Origin of the sequence: Rhodococcus sp. NPDC049939 (assembly GCF_040656415.1) — a bacterium.
In the GTDB taxonomy this organism is placed as follows: domain Bacteria; phylum Actinomycetota; class Actinomycetes; order Mycobacteriales; family Mycobacteriaceae; genus Rhodococcus_F.
The window spans coordinates 434,022-451,533 of sequence record NZ_JBFAMC010000002.1 but is presented as its reverse complement, the minus strand read 5'-3'; the positions used below and the strand labels follow the sequence as shown (position 1 = coordinate 451,533).

The window sequence follows — 17,512 nt, the reverse complement described above, 5'->3', positions numbered from 1 at the left end:
CCCGCCGGGCTGTCGCCGCAGGTGGCGGAAGACGAACAATGTCCCTGGTCGCGGGCCACTAGTGTTGTGAGATGGCCGACACCCCGCTGCGACCATCGTTCCGAGCGCACGAGATCGATCACGACGCACTCGGCCAACTCGTAGAACATCTGGATGCGGTGGCCGAGATTCCCAGAATCCAGCGATTGCGCAACTGGGCACATGCCGCCCTGCAGGTCCGGGCGGGCAAGCGCGCCCTGGACATCGGCTCGGGTACCGGGTCCGAGACACAGGTTCTCGCTGAGGCGGTCACCGCGTCGGGTCACGCGATCGGACTCGACCCGAACCCCGGCCTGGTCACACTTGCCGGCGAGCGGGCCGGGAAGGCGAACTCGACGGCGCGGTTCATCGTCGGGGACATCTACTCGCTGCCCTTCCCGGACGAGAGCCTCGACATCGTGCGGTGCGAAACGGTGTTCCAACACCTGTACCACCCGAATTCGGCAGCCAAAGAGGTGGCGCGAGTGATGAAACCGGGTGGTCGCGCCATGATCATCGACTTGGACTGGGGTACGGCGATCATGCGTCTCGGCGATTCGAACATGCTGCAACGGATCATCGAGGAAATTCTCAGCCACAGCGCCAACCCGTACTCCGCACGATTACTTCCCGGTCAACTCGGCGCCGCAGGACTCGTCATCCAGGACATCGAAGCCCAGACTTTGATCCAGGACCCGAGGAATGACAGCGACCCCTTCGTCGCGACTCTTCTCGCGTGGGGAGTCACGAGGCGGGTTATCACCGCCATCGAACGCTCCAGGCTGCTGGAGAAGTTGAACTCCCTCGCCCGCACTGGCGACTTCCACATGTCGATGACGTATTTCGCCTACCTGGCTAATAAACCCTGACCCGCCTGACTATCTACCCTTCCACTATTCGGAAACGAAGTGTGCCAGATCACTAGTCGTGCCGCAGAGTAGTGAAGAGGCGGCGACTCGACAGCCTGGGTCGGCGCTATGAGTTTCGCTGCAGCCCTGCCGATCCCGGAGGTTTCATGTACACGATCACCCGGGACCGTCGAACGGGACACCACTCCGCCCGAGCAGTCGATTCTGTGGGGAACTGCGAAATGGAGAACGGCCAATGCCGACCACCGGTTCGGTGACCATCCGCTCGTTGCGTCTCCTCGAGTACTTCACACCCTCATCCCCTAGCCTGACCCTCAGCGATCTAGCGCGGAAGTCGGGGTATCCACTCAGCACCGTGCACCGTCTGACCGGCGCTCTCATCGAATGGGGAGCCCTCGAACGTGACCGTGGGGGTCGCTTTTCCGTAGGTCTCAAGCTCTGGGAGATCGCCTCGCTCGCACCTCGCGGCACGATGCTGCGTGAACTGGCGATGCCGGTGATGGAAGACCTGTCGCAGATCACCCGGGACAACGTCCAACTCGGAATCTGCGAGGGCACAGAGGTCGTGGTGGTCGAACACATCACCGGCCAGAACGCTCCTCCCCTTCACTCGCGAGTCGGCAGCAGATACCCATTGACGGCCTCAGGCATCGGGCTGGCCCTGCTCGCGTACATGCCTGCGGAGGTGCAGGATCAGGTGCTCGCCGCGCCGATCCAAAGGTTCACCGAACGGACCATCACCGACCCCGTCGTGCTTCGACGGATGCTCGCCCAAGTGCGCCGTTCGGAGGTCGCGATCAGCGATCGCCAAGTGACAATGAACGCGGTCTCGGTCGCGGCGCCGATCTTCGAATGTCCGGGAACAGCGATCGCAGCTGTGTCGCTGGTGGTGCCTGCGAAGGGCGTATCGCTGAACGCACTGGTTCCACTGGTGCGGGCGGCGGGCCGGACGATCAGCCGCACCTTGCGTCCTTGCCAACCATATCCGCCGGATCAGTCGGGAGAACGGTAGGCAAACGTGGCGCCGGCCCGTTCGCCGGGCTCAACCCGCGGGCACTTGTCAGGAACGGGCGAGGCAGGGTCAGGAATGCGCGAGGCAGACCAGGAAGTCCACCGTCCCGTTGTGCTCCACGGTCACGAATCCCAAGGACGGCGCCTGCACACCAAAGTCCGCCCAAGTGACGGGAATGCTGCCCGACGCGATCAGATTGTCACCGGTATGAAGCACATCCATGTCAACGGACACCGGATGGGTCTCGCCCCTGAGGGTCAGCATGCCCTCGGCTGTGACTTTCCCCACTGATCCATCCGTCGGCAGATCGGAGAGATCCACCGGGGAGGAGAGCACGAATGTGGCGGTCGGGAAGGAGCCTGTGTCCATGATGCCGTTACGGAACACCTGGTCGCGGATGGACACATCGGTGGCGATGGACGCGACCTGCACGGTCACCTCAGCGGCCGTGAGCTTTTCCGACTCGACAGTTGCCGAACCGGTGACATCGTCTGTGCTGCCAACTACCCTGTTGGCCGCGCCGTTGAGGTTCTCGTCCACGGTGTATCCCGCCGCGGTTCGGTTGGCCCCGCCCCCAGGGGTGACGGTCCATTCGCCGTCCAGTGTCCCTGTCGCGGCCTGCGCTCCTTCGGTGGAGATCGTGGCCGCGGGATCGTCGTCCGTGACGAGGAACCTGCCATAAATCCAAGGCCCCGCGACAACCGCAAGGATCACAACAGCAACCGCGCCAATGATCCACCACCGCTTCTTCATGGGGCCAGAGTAGTTACTTGTTCAAAGGATGTCATTGCTTCCGAGCGACGCTGTAATCGGTACCTGCTGACCCGAATTCGTCACAGACTTGTATTCGATATTCGTCACTGACCTATATTCGATCCACATGACTCAGGCACGTTGGCACCACCTGACCGAATGGCCCATGGCAGCGGCCGCGGTCGCATTCCTCTCCGCATACGCGTGGTCGGTGCTGCAGCAACCTACCGGCGATCCGAAAGTACTCGCCGACATGATCATGGGCGTGACCTGGGCAGCGTTTGCGATCGACTACACCGTGCGCCTGTCACTGGCCAAGCGCCGGACGCAGTGGTTCATCCGGCATCTGCACGAGTTGGTACTAGTGGTTCTTCCGATGCTGCGGCCCCTGCAGTTTCTTCGTCTAGTCACTCTCATCGGGGTCTTCCAGCGCACGATCGGCGGAGCGCTTCGCGGCAAAGTTGTCTCTTTCGCCGTCGGATCGACGATCCTGATGATCCTGGTCTCGTCGCTTGCGATGCTGGATGCTGAGCGCGGCAAACCGGGCGCATCCATCACATCGTTCACCGATGCTCTGTGGTGGGCCGTCGCCACGGTCACGACGGTTGGTTACGGGGACTACTCACCGGTGACCGATACAGGCCGGCTCATCGCACTCGGATTGATGATGGCGGGCATTGCCCTCCTTGGTGTCGTCACCGCCACGCTGGCGTCGTGGTTGTTGCAGCGTGTGGCAGAACAGGACGAGGCCAGCCAAGCCGTCACCCGCGCCGAGGTCAGGGCTCTGACCGAAGAGGTGTCCGCCTTGCGCGCGGAGCTCCTCACCGCCCGCGGCGCCCGACCAGATCATGAACCCCAACCGGCCGACTAGAGCGCCTCAGTGCGGGCTCAACGCGGTACACATACCGTTGCCCAACCTGTGAGAACTTTCTCGAGGAGAGCATAGGCTGAGAGCTGCCAATGGCTTGTGGGAGGTGAATCATGAAGAACACTTTCTCCTGGTTCGGCGCGTTCCTCGTCCTAGCGTTCATCCTGTCGTTCTGGAAGTTGATCGTGGCCGCTGCGATCATCGCAGGCCTGGTGTGGGCTGGAGTCGCGTTCGGGATTCCGTGGTGGCAACGGCGGCAGCGTGCGGCAGTCGATCGCCGCAACGGAGAGACGGCACGCCGGTCCGCGCTGAGAGCACGTGCGGACATTCAACATCAGCAATACCTCGCCGGTGAGGACCGCGGAATATACGGAGAGTTCCCGCCGGCGCCGCTGAGCTAGGGCCGACCTCATCGGATCACGAGCACCGCGCACCTACTCGGACTGCGGTCTACCCGATCCGGCACACACCAACGACTTTGGGCATGGCGACAAGCGTCGACTCCGTCCCAGGGCAAGGCGCGGGACGCACTAGTGTTTCCGGGGCCGGATGGTGACTACCTGCGCCGCCCGAACTCCGAGCATGGGTGGTTCAAAGCAGCGGCGCCGACATTGGACATCTATGCCGACCTCTTCGACGACGACCTCGACACGGTGGCGGACGCCCTGGATGCGGCACGCCGAAGGATTCCCGCTCTCGCAGCTGTCTGAAAACTGTCAGATTCGCGATTTCAACCGTCGTGAACGGCATGAAAAAGGCCTCCCACCTGAGTTCTCAGGTGGGAGGCTTTGGCGGTGGCGGAGGGATTTGAATCCTTAGCAGCCCCCTGATCGGAGGCCCGATATTGCATCTACCTGCGTAGATGAATCACGGTAGGTCACCCTGAAACACCTTGATTCGTGCCCAAGTGTGCCCAAAATGTGCCCACGCCATTTGACTTGAGTCATTGTGCGGATCTACTGCCTAAGCGCGGCGGACGGAGAGCGCTACCCGCGAGGTCGATCATGTTGTCGACGTCGGCAAAGTGACGGCTCCAACCGTGGTCATGATGACCACGCAGGCCGCCAACCTGAATGCCTCCGAATACCGACCCACTTCGGCGAGGGGTCCCCGGGTGAGCACCCACTTTTTGGGCTGTTTTGGGGTGTGTTTCGGCCGGTCACCCCTATATCCGAGCGCGACCCCCCTCGCCCCCAGGGGAGAGGGAGCCACAGACCGGGCGGAGTGGTGCCGGCCGTGACTTGTAGTGATTGCGACCCCCTACCCATGCAGAGGCCACGGGGCAAAATGCTCACGGGGCCTTCGCCTGGTAGGGGCGAGTGTGTGGTTATGTGCTGGCGCGGCTGGCTTTCAGCTCTTCCAGCGCGTCGGTGATAAGCGATCTCTTCATTATGGGAGTTCGCTCGGAGAACTTCAGTGCAGCATCTATTTCCTCGTCGCTGAGGTCGCCTTGATCTATGCCGTAGCCGATGAAAGCGGCTAACTCGACGTAGGCGTCCTGCACTATGTTTTCCCGGATCTCCTGGCGGTCTGCCTCGTCCATGTCGACGGTGTATCGGTCGAACAACCGATCCAGCAGTTCATCCCATGTCATGGCGCGGACCCTACCCAAGTTGCACGCGGCGGATGGCTCCCTCATCCGTGAACGCCCCGCCCTCACCTAAACCCTCACCCCACCTTGACCTTCACCAGTCCCGCTGGGTCGGTGAGGGCGTCGTGGGCTCGGCTCCACGGACATGGCGTGGCTTCCCTCGGGATGGTCGTCTTCGGTGATAACCTCCCACATACCCCGGGGGGGCATACTCATATTTTCTCGAGATGCCACCGGTGCACCACAACACACGGGAACAAGCGAAAGGGAAGTCTGTGATCAAGTCAGTACGTGCCGCTGCCACCGCAGCCTTGGCCGCTCCGCTTCTGGCCCTTGCGTTCGCCGCGCCGGCCAACGCCGCACCCGAAGACGTCACCCTCACTGCCGAGATCGAGGGTAACTACGTTAAAGCCGCTATCACCAACAACAGCCCGGTGGAGATCCTGTGCGAGTGGGCCACCCGTCCCGACGAAGGCCCGATCGTCACATCCCCTGGTGGTCGCATCTACCCCGGCGAGGTGCGTTCTTACACCGGGTGGACCGTCCCCGATGGCAGCTACACCGTCAGCTGGTGGTGCAGGACCGTGGACGCTTCCGAGTTCTGGGGGACGGGGGATTTCGGCTTCGACGTCAAGACAGCCGAGCCGATCCCGTTCACCGCCCCGGTTGTCCCTGACGACGGCGGCACCGACGACGGCGACAACGCCGATGACGGCAGCCTCGGGGACCTCGACCCCGGCATCCTCGTAGGCATCCTCGAAGCCCTCACCACAGGCAGCGCCGCACTCGGCAGTTCATAACCGCCCCTTCCTGGCCCGGCACCATCACGGTGTCGGACCACAAGCATGTTCAGGCGCCGCTAGTGACGGCAAGGGTTAGCCCTGGGTACAGCACACGGCGCCCCGGCCTGCTCGTGACCGGGGCGCTATGACTAGTGCTGGCTACGCCGTTTTGGCGATCTGCACTACTCCGAGCGGGGCAGATCGCGCTGAAGTTGCACCACCCCTTGGCAGTTCACCACTGTTCGCTCAGTGACCCGAGCATCGGGCTCACTGCGGCGTTCCCTGTAGCCGCATTACATGCCTTGTGGGATGGACGAAAGCCTGCCTCGTCGTCGATCAGGTGCGGGTGTGTGGATACCGGGTAGAAGTGGTCGAGTTCGAAGCAGTCGGGGTGGCCGGCCGGAAGGAAGCTCGGCACCCTGGACGACGCGGGCGAGTACGGATTATTTGCTCGATCGGCTTGCTTTCAGCTTCTCCAGTTCTTTCGCTAGGGCCTGGCTCGACTTCAAGAGGCGATTCCTTCGAGCCAGGTCCAGCGCGGTATCTATCTCGTCGTCACGAAGGTCGCCTCGATCCATGCCCGTTTCTATGAATGCGATCAACTCGGGGAGGGCATCTTCTGCGACGTTTCTCTCGAGTCTCCGAAGGGCGTCCTCGTCCAGATCATCTGTGTATCGGTCAAACAACCGATCCAGTAGTTCATCCCACCTCATGGCGCGGACCCTACCTTCTTCGTGTCGTCCTACTCGAGCCTGTGCTCGACTACGCTCGAGCCACGGAGATGGATTCGACAAGTCGTTCGGACAGTGGGGGCATGAGTGAAGCACGACCTTGTTCACGTCTACACCGAATCGTCACCCGATGCGATCCGGGAGGCCCTGCACGACGAACTGAACGGCAAAATCGTGGAGGGAATCGGCGGGCAGTTATTCCTGCACTTCGGTTACCCGCGTTGCTCGGCATCGATACGTAGCAGGCGTGATTGGGAACCCGGCGAGCCGGAGGTTTGCATCGTGCTCAACTACCGCGACCCCTTTGATAGGGATATCGAAGATGTGCGGCAACGGGGGTTCGCGCAACGACTGTTCCATGCGTTGGAGAAGGTCATCCCCGACCGGATCGTGTTGTACGCGCAGGATGACACCATCATCCGTGAACGTCCCGCCATCGGTGCCGCGTAACAGTGCCGGGGTCGCGACCCCCCTGCCCCTGCACAGCACAGCGCCCCGGCCGTGGTGACCGGGGCGCTGTGACTAGTGCTGGCTACGCCGTTGTGGCGATCTGCACGACTCCGAGTGGACGGGTCACGCTGAAGTTGTAGCGTCCCTCGACTTGCCCACGAACCAGGTTCTTCGTGAAGTCGTCCGAGACGTTCTCGGACCGTTGCATCTGCACCCCGCTGGCGTCGGTGTCAGCGAGCACGGAGTCGGCCGCGAATGCGTACGCCCTGCCCTCGGGAACGGTGTTGGCGACGGCAACGGGCATGCTCCAGAGCTTGCGGGCGGCACGGTCGACAGGGCCACCGAGTTCGACTGCTCGACCTGTTCGCAGTCGTACAGCACCCCTCACCCGCCCTGGGCGGGCTTGCCGAGCGCGACGGGATCGCCGTTGAACTCCTGGCCGACAACGACCTGCCCGTTTGCCGCAATACCTTTCAGTCCGAGCGGGTTCTCGGCCGCCATCTTGGTTGCAATCGTCGACGCGAATCCGCCGGCCTTCTGGCCGTACAGCCCGAGACGCCGGTTGCTGTCGATACCCGGTGCGCCGTCCTGGGGGACCACGGCGTCGAGGTTTGCCATCAGCTCGGCGGACTTGGCCGCCTCGGCGAGGTGTGCGTCGAGCTTCTTGATCTCGGCGATGTGTTCGTCGACCTTCGTCGCTTCCTCGGTGGTCAGGTCACGGCGAGCGGCCTTCGCTCCGTCGATGATGATTTGAGCCGACTTGACCTCGGCAGCGCGGCGGTACCCGCGAACCGACTTCGTCCGGTAAAAAGGCCTCCCACCTGCGCTGGCAGATGGGAGGCTTTGGCGGTGGCGGAGGGATTTGAACCCTCGGACGGGGGTTACCCGTCACACGCTTTCGAGGCGTGCTCCTTAGGCCGCTCGGACACGCCACCGCCGGTGACTTTACCGGACTCGCCACCGAGACTGAAATCGCCAGCTGAGCGAATATTTCGCCGGCAAGGAAGGGTCAGCGCGGATCGTGAAAGAAGCTCACTACGAGCCCCGCGTCCTCGCCCTCGAGAACCCTGCCGCGCACTATCGCACGGCTTCTTTGTGGCAAAACCCGCGGGCGCTCTCGACAATTCGCAGTTGTGGCGGCAATCTACTACAAGAAGTAGTAATAAACCTTGCTGGCCGCACACCTCCGCCGACTGGCTCCCGAGGTGGGCATGGGGGTTCTGCCTAGCCATCGCCTCGATGGCGGGAGGGAGCTGCGGCCACGCAGCGATACCGACAGGTGCGATCAGGACATGTACGGTGCACTCACTCCCCCGACCACTCACCATGAGCTGACGCCCCACGAGGTCGTCGAGCTCCTGTCGACCGACGCCCAACAGGGGCTCGGCCATGAGACGGCCCACGAACGATTCGCCCACTTCGGCCCGAACACCTTGCCGAGACCTGCTCGGGCAGGACTGCTGCTGCGGTGGCTGAGACAGTTCCACAACCCGCTGATCTACGTGCTGTTGGTGTGCGGGGTCGTGACCATGGCGCTCGGAGAAGTCGTGGACTCGAGCGTCATCTTCGCCGTCGTAATCGTCAATGCGATAGTCGGCTTCGTTCAGGAGTCGAGGGCCGAGGCGGCACTCGAGGGACTGCGCGCCCTCATCCGCACGGAAGCCCGGGTGGTCCGTGGCGGCGAAGTGCGGTCCGTGCCCTCGGAACGGGTGGTGCCCGGCGACCTGGTTGTCGTCGAAGCCGGCGACAGGGTCCCCGCTGACATGCGGATGGTCACTCTGACCGAACTCAGTGCCGACGAGTCGTCGTTGACTGGCGAATCGGCACCGGTTCTCAAGAACGAAGTGGCCCTTCCGCCGGACACGGCCGTCGCCGACCGACGCAACATGCTCTACTCGGGCACCCTGGTCACCTCGGGGACAGGTTCCGGCATCGCAGTCGCGACGGGTGCGAACACCGAGCTCGGCGAGATCCACCGACTGGTCGGTGCAGCGGACACCCTTGCCACCCCACTGACTCGAAAGTTGGCGTGGTTCAGCCGAGTTCTCACCGTCGTCATCGTCGCCCTCGCCGCGGTCACCTTCGCGGCCGGGTTGCTGCGCGCCACCGAGGGAACCAACACATTCACGGCCGCAGTCGCATTGGCGGTGAGTGCCATTCCCGAGGGACTGCCGGCAGCTGTCACCGTTACCCTCGCGATCGGTGTCGGGCGGATGGCGCGGCGGCGCGCTGTGGTCCGGCGCCTGCCTGCGGTGGAGACACTCGGTAGCACGACGGTGGTCTGTTCGGACAAGACCGGCACGCTCACCGAGAACCAGATGACCGTGCAAACGGTGTGGACACCGGAACTCGTCGTCGACGTGCGCGGCTCCGGGTTCGCTCCCGTAGGCGACATCGTCGACCAATCCGGAGCCCCCGTGGATCCGGATCTGCATGCGGCCCTGCGGTGGACATTGCTGGCCGGATTGCTGTGCAATGACGCCTCACTACGGTGCACACAGGACGGGCAATGGTCGGTGGTCGGGGACCCCACGGAGGGGGCGATGGTCGCCGTCGCCGCGAAGGCGGGCTACGACCAGGACCGGACCCTCTCGGACATGCCGCGTACGGGGTCGATTCCGTTCAGCTCGGACCGCTGCTACATGGCAACGCGGCACACCCGTCCGGACGGCCCACCCGTCGTCGTCGTCAAGGGCGCGGTCGAGCAGGTCCTCGCCCTGTGCAGCGGCCAAATGTCGGGGGCCGGCGAAGTGGACCCACTCGCGACGGAAGAGATCCTGCAGGCCACCTCGGAGCTCGCGGACCGGGGGCTGCGTGTGCTCGCGACCGCAGTCCGCGACGACGACCCAACCGATCCCGTAGACCCGGACCCCGACCTGCTGCCCGGAACCTTGGCGTTCACCGGTTTGCAGGCGATGGTCGATCCACCCCGAGCCTCGGCCGCCGACTCGGTGCGCGCGTGCCGGCGCGCCGGCATCGCGGTGAAGATGATCACCGGCGACCATGCCGCCACCGCCACCGCGATTGCCACGCGCATCGGTCTGGCCCCTGAGTCCACGGAAGACGACGCGACACTGACGGGCCGCGACCTGACGGGCATGACGGACGAGGAGTTGACCGAGGCCGCCCACCGGGCATCCGTGTTCGCGCGAGTGTCGCCGCAGCAGAAGCTGAGGCTGGTGGAGGCGCTGCAGCGCCGGGGGCACGTAGCCGCGATGACCGGCGACGGGGTCAACGACGCGCCGGCGTTGCGGCGCGCCGACATCGGCATAGCGATGGGGCGCAGCGGAACCGAGGTAGCCAAGGACTCCGCCGACATGGTCCTCACCGACGACGACTTCGCCACGATCGAGGCGGCCGTAGAGGAGGGGCGCGGGGTTTTCGACAACCTCACGAAGTTCATCGCGTGGACCCTTCCGACGAACGTCGGTCAGGGTGCGGTGATCCTGGTCGCAATTCTCGGCGGGCTGACGTTGCCGATCCTGCCGGTGCAGATCCTGTGGATCAACATGACGACCGCACTCGTGCTGGGCCTCATGCTGGCGTTCGAGCCGAAGGAACGCGACATCATGCACCGACCCCCACGTGATCCGGACCGTCCCCTGCTGACCTCGGCGTTGACACTGCGGATCCTGCTGGTTTCGACGGTGCTGGTGGTGGGGACCTGGTGGCTGTTCCAGTGGGAGCTGTCGACCGGGGCCGAACTCGCGGAGGCACGAACCGCGGCCGTCAACCTCGTCGTGGCGGTCGAGATCCTGTACCTGTTCAGCTGCCGGTCGTTGACGCAGTCGCCGTGGCGGCTGGGATTCTTCACAAACCGATGGGTATTGATCGGGGTCACCGTCCAGGTGATCGCGCAGGCGGCGATCACCTATCTGCCCAGCGCCAACGTCATATTCGACACGGCGCCGGTCGGGTGGGACACGTGGATTCGAGTGGCGGCAATCGCCGTTGTAGCCACGGCCATTGTGGCCGTCGACAAGCGCCTGCGGGGCCGCTCGGCGGTATGACCGCGACTCGCCGCCTGTACAGGCGCGCGGATTGCCGACACGCCCCTCGCATCGATCGATCTGCTACCTTGCGTGACGATTGCCTCACCGACACCACTGGTGTACAGCCCTAACGAAACGGGCGAATAAGGCGATAGCAGAAGATCAGATACAGGAACAGCGCAAGACTCACAGGAGAATCCATGCCTGCTGCTCGTATGAAGAAGTTCGCATCCGCTGCCGTGACCACCGTGGCCGCTACCGCCACCGTGGCGCTCGCTGCACCGACCACCGCCTCGGCTGGACCCGTCGACGTGAAGCCGGCGGAGGTGACCGCGTCGTCGACTGGCACAACCCTCAACATCTCGATCAGCAACCCGAACAACTTCGGCAGCGCCGTCTACTGCAATGCTGCGGTCGTCGACGCCTCGAGCGTTCCCGCCATCGTCGAGGACCCGTGGACGATCTTCGACGAGGGTGTTCTCGTCTACCCGACTCTCGCGAAGCCGGAGACCTTCTTCGGCGTCTACCCAGGAGATTCGGAGTCCTACACGGTGCCCGACCTCGAGCCCGGGTATTACGGCGTCCTCGGTGCGTGCCTGACAGTGTGGAACGTCGGCGACGCTCCGACCCTCAACGAGCCCCAGGTCCTCCTCGTATCGGACCTGGATCTGGGCAGTGTCGGCAGCTCGGAGATCCCTGCCTTCGGTAGCTGATCCAACGTCTCGTTCAGCCCCTCTCCGGCTTCTCCACTTCCGGTGAGGGGCTGTGCTATCTCTACGCAGCCCCAAACAGGCCGAACCCGAATTACCTCCGGTTCTGGAAGAAATCCTCCAGAATGCCTGCACATTCGTCCTCGAGGACCCCGCCTCGGACCTGCGGGCGGTGCGTCAGGCGGCGGTCCCGGACCACGTCCCACAACGAGCCGACCGCGCCGGTCTTGGGTTCCCACGCGCCGAACACGACACGCGAGATCCGTGCCAGGACGAGCGCACCGGCGCACATCGTGCACGGCTCCAACGTCACGGCCAGAGTTGCCCCCTCAAGGCGCCACCCGTCGCCGTAGACCCTCGCCGCCGCCCGCAGGGCGATCATCTCGGCATGAGCCGTCGGATCCGACGTCGCCTCCCGAGAATTCGCACCCTGCGCCACCGCTGCACCGTGCTCATCGAAGACCACAGCGCCCACTGGAACGTCGATTTCGGGAGCGGTACGAGCCACCTCGATCGCCGCACGAATCATCCGCTCATCGTCCTGGAGAGTCATCAAGCGAACTACCGGGGAAGTTTGTCCAGGACCCCCGACAGTTCCGTGTCGAAACCGAGCCGCTGCGCGATCATCGCGAGTTGCTCGTCGGGGTAGAGGTCGGTCTCGGAGGTGATCACGGTGAGAACCGGTTCGGGCACGCCGAGGTCGGAGAGCAGCGACAAGTCACCCTCACCCCACGGTTCGATGTCGTCGAGGTCGTCCGGGTCGATGTCCGGGACGTCGATGTTGAGCGCCTCGAGGACATCGGCGGCGATGTCGTAGTCGAGGGCCGCGGTGGCGTCGGACAGCAGCAGCCGTGTCCCCGACGGTGCGGGCCGCAGCACGACGAAGAACTCGTCGTCGACGTCCAGCAGGCCGAATAGGGCTCCCGTACTGCGGAGAGCCTTCAGCTCCTTCTCGGCAACGCTGAGGCTGGTCAGGGCTGCGGGAGTGAGCGCCTTGACCTTCCACCGGCCATCCTCGTATACCACCGCGACACCGAAGCCCGTCAGGTCCTCTGCCCGATCCGACGTGGCGCCGTTTTTTTCCGCGCGCTGTGCACCCATGAGCGCAACGGTAGCCCGATTGGTGACGATAGATGAAGTCCACACACGAATGTGCCAACCTGATCGGGTGTCTAATAGCACTTCCGCACCTCCGGTGTGCGTCGTCGGCCTCGGATTGATCGGTGGTTCTGTGCTGCGTGCGGCAGATCGCGCGGGCCGTCGCACGTGGGGCCACGATCGATCCGCTGCTTCTGTCGACGCGGCCCGGGCCGATGGTTTCGACGCCGACGCTGACCTGGCTGCCGTGCTGCAGCGCGCATCGTCGGAGTCGGCGCTGATCGTGATCGCGGTTCCCGCACCGGCAGTCACCGCAACTCTGACCGCGATCGCCCTCCACGCGCCGAATTGCTCGATCACCGATGTCGTGAGCGTCAAAGCGGAGATCGCCGCCGCGGTGGCCCGCCAGGGACTGGCCGACCGCTACGTGGGCGGGCACCCGATGGCGGGAAAGTCAGCATCCGGCTGGGGTGTCGGCAGTGCCGACCTGTTCCGGGGGGCGGCATGGGTGGTCGGCACTGACGATTCCGCCGACCCCGGAATCTGGAGGCAGGTCGCCCAACTGGCGTTCGACTGCGGTTCCGTCGTCGTCCCCGCGGAGTCCGCCGAACACGACCGGGCCGTCGCCCGCATCTCCCACCTCCCACACCTGCTGGCCGAAACTCTCGCGGTTGCCGGGGCCAACGGAGGACCGCTGGCGTTGGGGCTCGCCGCAGGCTCGTTCCGCGACGGCACCCGGGTGGCAGGCAGCGCACCGAGCCTCGTCCAGGCCATGTGCGAGGGCAACCGGGATGCTCTACTGGTAGCACTCGACGAGGCTCTGGAGATGCTTCAGGATGCGCGGACCGAATTGTCGGATCGGTCGTCGACCGCAACGCTTGTCAACGCCGGGCATCAGGCACGCGCGCTGTACGACAACCAGGAGACGTGGGAGATCACTGGGATCACCCCCGGACAAGACGGCTGGATCGACGACATGCGCGACGCGGGTCGCCGAGGCGGAAGACTCCACCACCTCTAACGGTGTGCGAATCCGATGACTCAACGCCAACTTGCAGGCGGTATCGCCGACTAGATCCGGTCGGCCAAACCGGGGTAGTTGATGATGAATCCGTCGGGGTCGATGCTCACCGACGAACTCGCCACCGGCGACAGGACGTGAATGCTGTCCGGTCGGCTGCTGTAGGTGAGCATGGCGCCCTCCACACGCAGGTCCAGCAAGTTGACGTACACCACCGGGACCTCGACGTCCTCGGACCGGAAATGCAGTCCGTACCGCCGGATGGGGAGGGAGTTGAAGAACGGGCTGAGCACCATGTCGACATCGAGGGCGCCGTCGAACCTGGATCGCAGATGGTTGACGCCGTGCTCGACCATCCAGGTGCCCTCGTTGTCCCGGCTGATCGACATCTGCTTTTCACCCGACGCGACGGCCGTTCGCAGCGACAATCGGCGGGTGACTCCGCTTTCATCGGTGACGAGATCATAGGACGCACTGAATGCCGGATGCTCGTCGCAGGCACCCCCGACGATTCGGCCGGCCGCTTTGATGCGATTGCCGTTGAGCTGAACGCGCACGGATTCCATGCGCGGAGCGTTATCTGCCTGCCAAGTCAATATTGCGGGCCACGTCGCGGCACCGGACTCTTGGATGCTCACGCGTCTACGGTAAGCGACGAACGCTTTTGCAGTGGCAGCGGGCCTGCTTTGCCTGCGGAACTGTAGCCACGGGCCTTTGCGCGCAGGAGCCCTGGCTTCCCACGCACACCCGCTTCACCACCGTGAGCGCTCCCTTCCGTAGCACGGCGCTTCGAGAAGATCTCGCGGGTCGTTGGTCAAAGCCGGTACAGATCTCGAGTAACGTTCTTGGTTGACTTATTTGTTAAGGAAGGGTGCAGTGACGTCAACCGGGAGCATGGTGGGCCTGTTCGCCGGTATCGGCGGGCTCGAGTTAGGCCTGAAGGAGTACGGCTGGAACACCGAGATGCTGTGCGAGATCGACCCGGGTGCCCAGGCGGTTCTGCGAGCCCGATTCGCAGACGTTCCCGTGCATTCCGACGTGACCAAGCTGCGCTCCCTTCCGCAGGACATCGAACTGGTGGCCGCCGGTTTTCCGTGCCAGGACCTCTCCCAGGCAGGCCGGACCGCTGGAATCACCGGACAACGCTCAGGCCTGGTGGACGAAGTATTCCGGTTGGTCAAACGCAAGAAGGGGCCGCGCTGGCTGCTGATCGAGAACGTTCCGTTCATGCTGCAGTTGGGCAGAGGGGCGGCTATGCGGCACATCACCGACGCCCTCGAGGACCTCGGCTACACATGGGCATACCGGGTGGTCGATGCGCGCTCTTTCGGCCTCCCCCAGCGTCGCCAGCGGGTCCTGATGCTCGCCTCGCGCACCGAAGACCCGCGCGCAGTCCTGTTCGGCGAGGATGCGGGAGAACGAGTCGTCGATGATCCTGCAGAGTTTCCGTGCGGATTCTACTGGACCGAGGGCACCCGAGGTCTCGGCTGGGCAGTCAACGCGGTACCCACACTCAAAGGCGGTTCCTCTGTCGGCATCGCAAGCCCACCTGCCGTCAGACTGCCATCGGGCGAGATCGTGACACCCGGCCTCGTGGATGCCGAGCGTCTACAGGGCTTCGACCCGGACTGGTCCGCACCTGCCGCGCTCGTTCCCGGATTCCGCGACAGTCATCGGTGGAAGTTGGTCGGCAACGCCGTGAGCGTGCGGATGGCCTCGTGGGTCGGACGACGGCTAGTCGAATCCGACGCGTACGAGCAGGGCATCGAGACGCCACTCGCACCCGGGGATGCCTGGCCCGTCGCCGCATGGGGCAGGAACGGTCAGGCCTTTCGTGTCCACACCTCTACGTGGCCGGTGCAAGAACCGTACGAGGACCTCAGCGGCTTCCTCGAGTACTCCCGGCTGCTGTCCGCCCGGGCAACCGCGGGTTTCCTCAAGCGTGCGCGGATGGGCAATCTACGGTTCGTTCCCGGGTTCATCGACGATGTCGAGAGTCACCTCGACCGCATGGGTGGCTTCCCCGTGGCCGCGGCATAGACCCACAGACGGTCCCACGCCCAGCGATGCCCGCCACCGATCCCGCGACCAGCGCCCGGATGCGGGCGCAGCGCCGACGCGACACAGCACCGGAGCTCTTGCTACGGCGAGAACTGCACCGGCGAGGTGTCCGCTATTTCGTGGACCGAGCCCCGGTGAAGGGCATCCGACGGCGCGCCGACCTGGTATTTCCACGCCGAATGGTGGCTGTATACGTGGACGGGTGCTTCTGGCACAGTTGCCCGCAGCACGCTACTTTCCCCAAGAACAATGCACAGTGGTGGGCCGACAAGCTCGCCGGTAACGTGACAAGGGACCGCGACACCGACGCTCGACTCGAAGAAGCCGGGTGGACCGTGATACGCATCTGGGAACACGAGAATCCGGTCACGGCCGCGAACAGGGTTCAAGAGGTCTTGAACGAAGCCGATCCGAAGGTTCGGTGACCGCGCACTACGAGCTGTCGCGCATCCTACACCTGCAGGGTATGGTGGTCGGCTACGAATCAGTGCAGGATGGTGTTAACGGCAAATCCTCGCGAACGCCGAAGGAGGATGATGATTCGCCGCACTCTGACGTCGGCCGTGATTGCGATTGCAGCGGTCGTGGCTCCACTCATCAGCCTCGCGCCGGTCGCAGTGGCAGTGCAGGACGAAACATACATCAGCAACCCCCCTTTCGACCCAGACGATCAGGACTTCTGCGACGACCAAGCCACTCTGGCCAACAACCTTGCCGCCCGGGGTGATCAAATGGGAGCCGACGGGGTTGTAGCGGCGGCGAACATGAAAGGCTGCCGCATCTTCACGTTCCAGAGCCGCTGAATTTCTTTGCCATTTCGGCAATAGAATTTTCGGATCACGGGTCTGCTCACTCACAGTGGTGCCATGACACAGGACCATGCACTGGACGCGACCACTCTCTGCAGCCAGGAGTTCTGGGATGCGAAATACGACTCGACTCCAGCAGTGTGGAGTGGGAAACCCAATCCGCACCTGGTCGAACGGTTGGTGGACGTCGCACCCGGAAACGCCCTCGACGTCGGCTGCGGTGAGGGCGCCGACGCCATCTGGCTAGCCTCCCGCGGGTGGAACGTCACCGGGTTGGACGTGTCGCCGGTCGCATTGACCCGTGCAGCCGCGCGGGCCGCGGAGGCCGGCGCCGAGATCGCGGACCGCACGTCGTGGAAGCAGACCGACCTCCGTACCTGGGAATCCCCCTCCCACCGCTTCGATTTCGTGTCTGCACACTTCATTCATGTGCCCGCATCGGACCGCCAAACGTTGCACAGACGTTTGGCAGCGGCAGTGCGGCCCGGCGGGCGACTCCTCATCGTGGGTCACCATCCGTCCGACTTGCAAACCTCCGTAGGCAGATTCGATTTCCCAGATCTGCTGTTCACGGCAGATCAGATTGCTGCCGCGCTGGATCCTGACGACTGGGAAATCCTCGTGTGCGCAGAACCGACGCGCGAGGCGCTCAACCCCGAAGGGAAATCGGTCACCATCCGTGACTCCGTGCTCTACGGCGTTCGTCGGGGCTGACATATCCAACCTGCTGCCGCGCGACTGTCCGGC

Annotated in this window: 22 protein-coding genes, 1 tRNA gene and 1 pseudogene; 14 read left to right on the top strand and 10 right to left on the bottom strand. The window is 64.1% G+C overall.

The annotated features are described in order from the left end of the window. The first annotated feature begins 71 nt into the window (after positions 1 to 71). Complete coding sequence (locus tag AB0I57_RS11475) at positions 72 to 887, top strand: methyltransferase domain-containing protein (protein WP_358334462.1); 816 nt, start codon at positions 72 to 74, stop codon at positions 885 to 887. A gap of 235 nt (positions 888 to 1,122) precedes the next feature. Further along, on the top strand, positions 1,123 to 1,899 hold the full coding sequence (locus AB0I57_RS11470; protein WP_358334459.1) for an IclR family transcriptional regulator: 777 nt from the start codon (positions 1,123 to 1,125) through the stop codon (positions 1,897 to 1,899). 69 nt (positions 1,900 to 1,968) lie between these two features. Here the strand turns inward: AB0I57_RS11470 and AB0I57_RS11465 are convergent, their stop codons facing one another. Further along, complete coding sequence (locus AB0I57_RS11465) at positions 1,969 to 2,652, bottom strand: YceI family protein (protein ID WP_358334456.1); 684 nt, start codon at positions 2,650 to 2,652, stop codon at positions 1,969 to 1,971. Positions 2,653 to 2,779: 127 nt separating this feature from the next. On the opposite strand from AB0I57_RS11465, the gene AB0I57_RS11460 reads away from it, so the two are divergent. The 3 genes and pseudogenes from AB0I57_RS11460 to AB0I57_RS11450 form a co-directional block, all read left to right on the top strand. Further along, positions 2,780 to 3,523, top strand: coding sequence for a potassium channel family protein (locus AB0I57_RS11460; protein ID WP_358334453.1), 744 nt, complete (start codon positions 2,780 to 2,782; stop codon positions 3,521 to 3,523). Between the two features lie 110 nt (positions 3,524 to 3,633). Beyond that, positions 3,634 to 3,921: a hypothetical protein gene (locus AB0I57_RS11455; protein ID WP_358334450.1), complete on the top strand. Its 288-nt coding sequence runs from the start codon at positions 3,634 to 3,636 to the stop codon at positions 3,919 to 3,921. 108 nt (positions 3,922 to 4,029) lie between these two features. Beyond that, a pseudogene (locus AB0I57_RS11450) lies at positions 4,030 to 4,230 on the top strand (hypothetical protein); the annotation flags it as partial. Positions 4,231 to 4,847: 617 nt separating this feature from the next. Here AB0I57_RS11450 and AB0I57_RS11445 read toward each other — a convergent pair. Next, positions 4,848 to 5,114 (bottom strand): hypothetical protein, encoded by a 267-nt coding sequence (locus AB0I57_RS11445; protein WP_358334448.1) that lies wholly within the window; start codon positions 5,112 to 5,114, stop codon positions 4,848 to 4,850. A gap of 272 nt (positions 5,115 to 5,386) precedes the next feature. Between AB0I57_RS11445 and AB0I57_RS11440 the strand changes: the two genes are divergently transcribed. Then, positions 5,387 to 5,911 carry a hypothetical protein gene (locus AB0I57_RS11440; RefSeq protein ID WP_358334445.1) on the top strand — a complete coding sequence of 175 codons (525 nt, stop codon included), beginning with the start codon at positions 5,387 to 5,389 and terminating at the stop codon, positions 5,909 to 5,911. Positions 5,912 to 6,125: 214 nt separating this feature from the next. Here the strand turns inward: AB0I57_RS11440 and AB0I57_RS11435 are convergent, their stop codons facing one another. Together AB0I57_RS11435 and AB0I57_RS11430 are read right to left on the bottom strand one after the other, a co-directional pair. Further along, complete coding sequence (locus AB0I57_RS11435; protein WP_358334443.1) at positions 6,126 to 6,311, bottom strand: hypothetical protein; 186 nt, start codon at positions 6,309 to 6,311, stop codon at positions 6,126 to 6,128. A 25-nt stretch (positions 6,312 to 6,336) separates the two neighbouring features. Beyond that, complete coding sequence (locus AB0I57_RS11430; RefSeq protein ID WP_358334440.1) at positions 6,337 to 6,606, bottom strand: hypothetical protein; 270 nt, start codon at positions 6,604 to 6,606, stop codon at positions 6,337 to 6,339. Between the two features lie 105 nt (positions 6,607 to 6,711). Between AB0I57_RS11430 and AB0I57_RS11425 the strand changes: the two genes are divergently transcribed. Then, positions 6,712 to 7,074 (top strand): hypothetical protein, encoded by a 363-nt coding sequence (locus AB0I57_RS11425; protein WP_358334438.1) that lies wholly within the window; start codon positions 6,712 to 6,714, stop codon positions 7,072 to 7,074. A gap of 82 nt (positions 7,075 to 7,156) precedes the next feature. Here the strand turns inward: AB0I57_RS11425 and AB0I57_RS11420 are convergent, their stop codons facing one another. The 3 genes from AB0I57_RS11420 to AB0I57_RS11410 form a co-directional block, all read right to left on the bottom strand. Continuing rightward, complete coding sequence (locus AB0I57_RS11420) at positions 7,157 to 7,378, bottom strand: hypothetical protein (protein WP_358334435.1); 222 nt, start codon at positions 7,376 to 7,378, stop codon at positions 7,157 to 7,159. A gap of 80 nt (positions 7,379 to 7,458) precedes the next feature. After that, complete coding sequence (locus AB0I57_RS11415; RefSeq protein ID WP_358334432.1) at positions 7,459 to 7,692, bottom strand: hypothetical protein; 234 nt, start codon at positions 7,690 to 7,692, stop codon at positions 7,459 to 7,461. A gap of 226 nt (positions 7,693 to 7,918) precedes the next feature. Beyond that, positions 7,919 to 8,009, bottom strand: a tRNA-Ser gene (locus AB0I57_RS11410). A gap of 357 nt (positions 8,010 to 8,366) precedes the next feature. Between AB0I57_RS11410 and AB0I57_RS11405 the strand changes: the two genes are divergently transcribed. Together AB0I57_RS11405 and AB0I57_RS11400 are read left to right on the top strand one after the other, a co-directional pair. Continuing rightward, the gene (locus tag AB0I57_RS11405) at positions 8,367 to 11,084 is read left to right on the top strand and encodes an HAD-IC family P-type ATPase (RefSeq protein ID WP_358334430.1); all 2,718 of its coding nucleotides are present in this window, start codon (positions 8,367 to 8,369) and stop codon (positions 11,082 to 11,084) included. Between the two features lie 182 nt (positions 11,085 to 11,266). Continuing rightward, on the top strand, positions 11,267 to 11,779 hold the full coding sequence (locus tag AB0I57_RS11400; protein WP_358334428.1) for a hypothetical protein: 513 nt from the start codon (positions 11,267 to 11,269) through the stop codon (positions 11,777 to 11,779). Positions 11,780 to 11,870: 91 nt separating this feature from the next. Here AB0I57_RS11400 and AB0I57_RS11395 read toward each other — a convergent pair whose 3' ends face one another. Both AB0I57_RS11395 and AB0I57_RS11390 read right to left on the bottom strand, forming a co-directional pair. Then, positions 11,871 to 12,329: a nucleoside deaminase gene (locus AB0I57_RS11395; protein WP_358334425.1), complete on the bottom strand. Its 459-nt coding sequence runs from the start codon at positions 12,327 to 12,329 to the stop codon at positions 11,871 to 11,873. 8 nt (positions 12,330 to 12,337) lie between these two features. After that, on the bottom strand, positions 12,338 to 12,877 hold the full coding sequence (locus AB0I57_RS11390; RefSeq protein WP_358334422.1) for a tRNA adenosine deaminase-associated protein: 540 nt from the start codon (positions 12,875 to 12,877) through the stop codon (positions 12,338 to 12,340). Between the two features lie 49 nt (positions 12,878 to 12,926). On the opposite strand from AB0I57_RS11390, the gene AB0I57_RS11385 reads away from it, so the two are divergent. Beyond that, entirely contained in the window at positions 12,927 to 13,895 is a 969-nt protein-coding gene (locus AB0I57_RS11385) for a prephenate dehydrogenase (RefSeq protein WP_358334913.1), read from the top strand. A 50-nt stretch (positions 13,896 to 13,945) separates the two neighbouring features. Here AB0I57_RS11385 and AB0I57_RS11380 read toward each other — a convergent pair whose 3' ends face one another. Next, positions 13,946 to 14,533 carry a putative glycolipid-binding domain-containing protein gene (locus AB0I57_RS11380; RefSeq protein ID WP_358334419.1) on the bottom strand — a complete coding sequence of 196 codons (588 nt, stop codon included), beginning with the start codon at positions 14,531 to 14,533 and terminating at the stop codon, positions 13,946 to 13,948. 256 nt (positions 14,534 to 14,789) lie between these two features. Between AB0I57_RS11380 and dcm the strand changes: the two genes are divergently transcribed. The 4 genes from dcm (at position 14,790) to AB0I57_RS11360 (ending at position 17,479) form a co-directional block, all read left to right on the top strand. After that, entirely contained in the window at positions 14,790 to 15,935 is a 1,146-nt protein-coding gene (gene dcm, locus AB0I57_RS11375) for a DNA (cytosine-5-)-methyltransferase (protein WP_358334910.1), read from the top strand. A gap of 26 nt (positions 15,936 to 15,961) precedes the next feature. Next, positions 15,962 to 16,381 (top strand): DNA mismatch endonuclease Vsr, encoded by a 420-nt coding sequence (gene vsr / locus AB0I57_RS11370; protein WP_358334417.1) that lies wholly within the window; start codon positions 15,962 to 15,964, stop codon positions 16,379 to 16,381. A 111-nt stretch (positions 16,382 to 16,492) separates the two neighbouring features. Beyond that, the gene (locus AB0I57_RS11365) at positions 16,493 to 16,759 is read left to right on the top strand and encodes a hypothetical protein (RefSeq protein ID WP_358334414.1); all 267 of its coding nucleotides are present in this window, start codon (positions 16,493 to 16,495) and stop codon (positions 16,757 to 16,759) included. Between the two features lie 63 nt (positions 16,760 to 16,822). Further along, positions 16,823 to 17,479, top strand: a complete 657-nt coding sequence (locus AB0I57_RS11360) for a methyltransferase domain-containing protein (RefSeq protein WP_358334412.1) — start codon at positions 16,823 to 16,825, stop codon at positions 17,477 to 17,479. Positions 17,480 to 17,512: the final 33 nt, after the last annotated feature.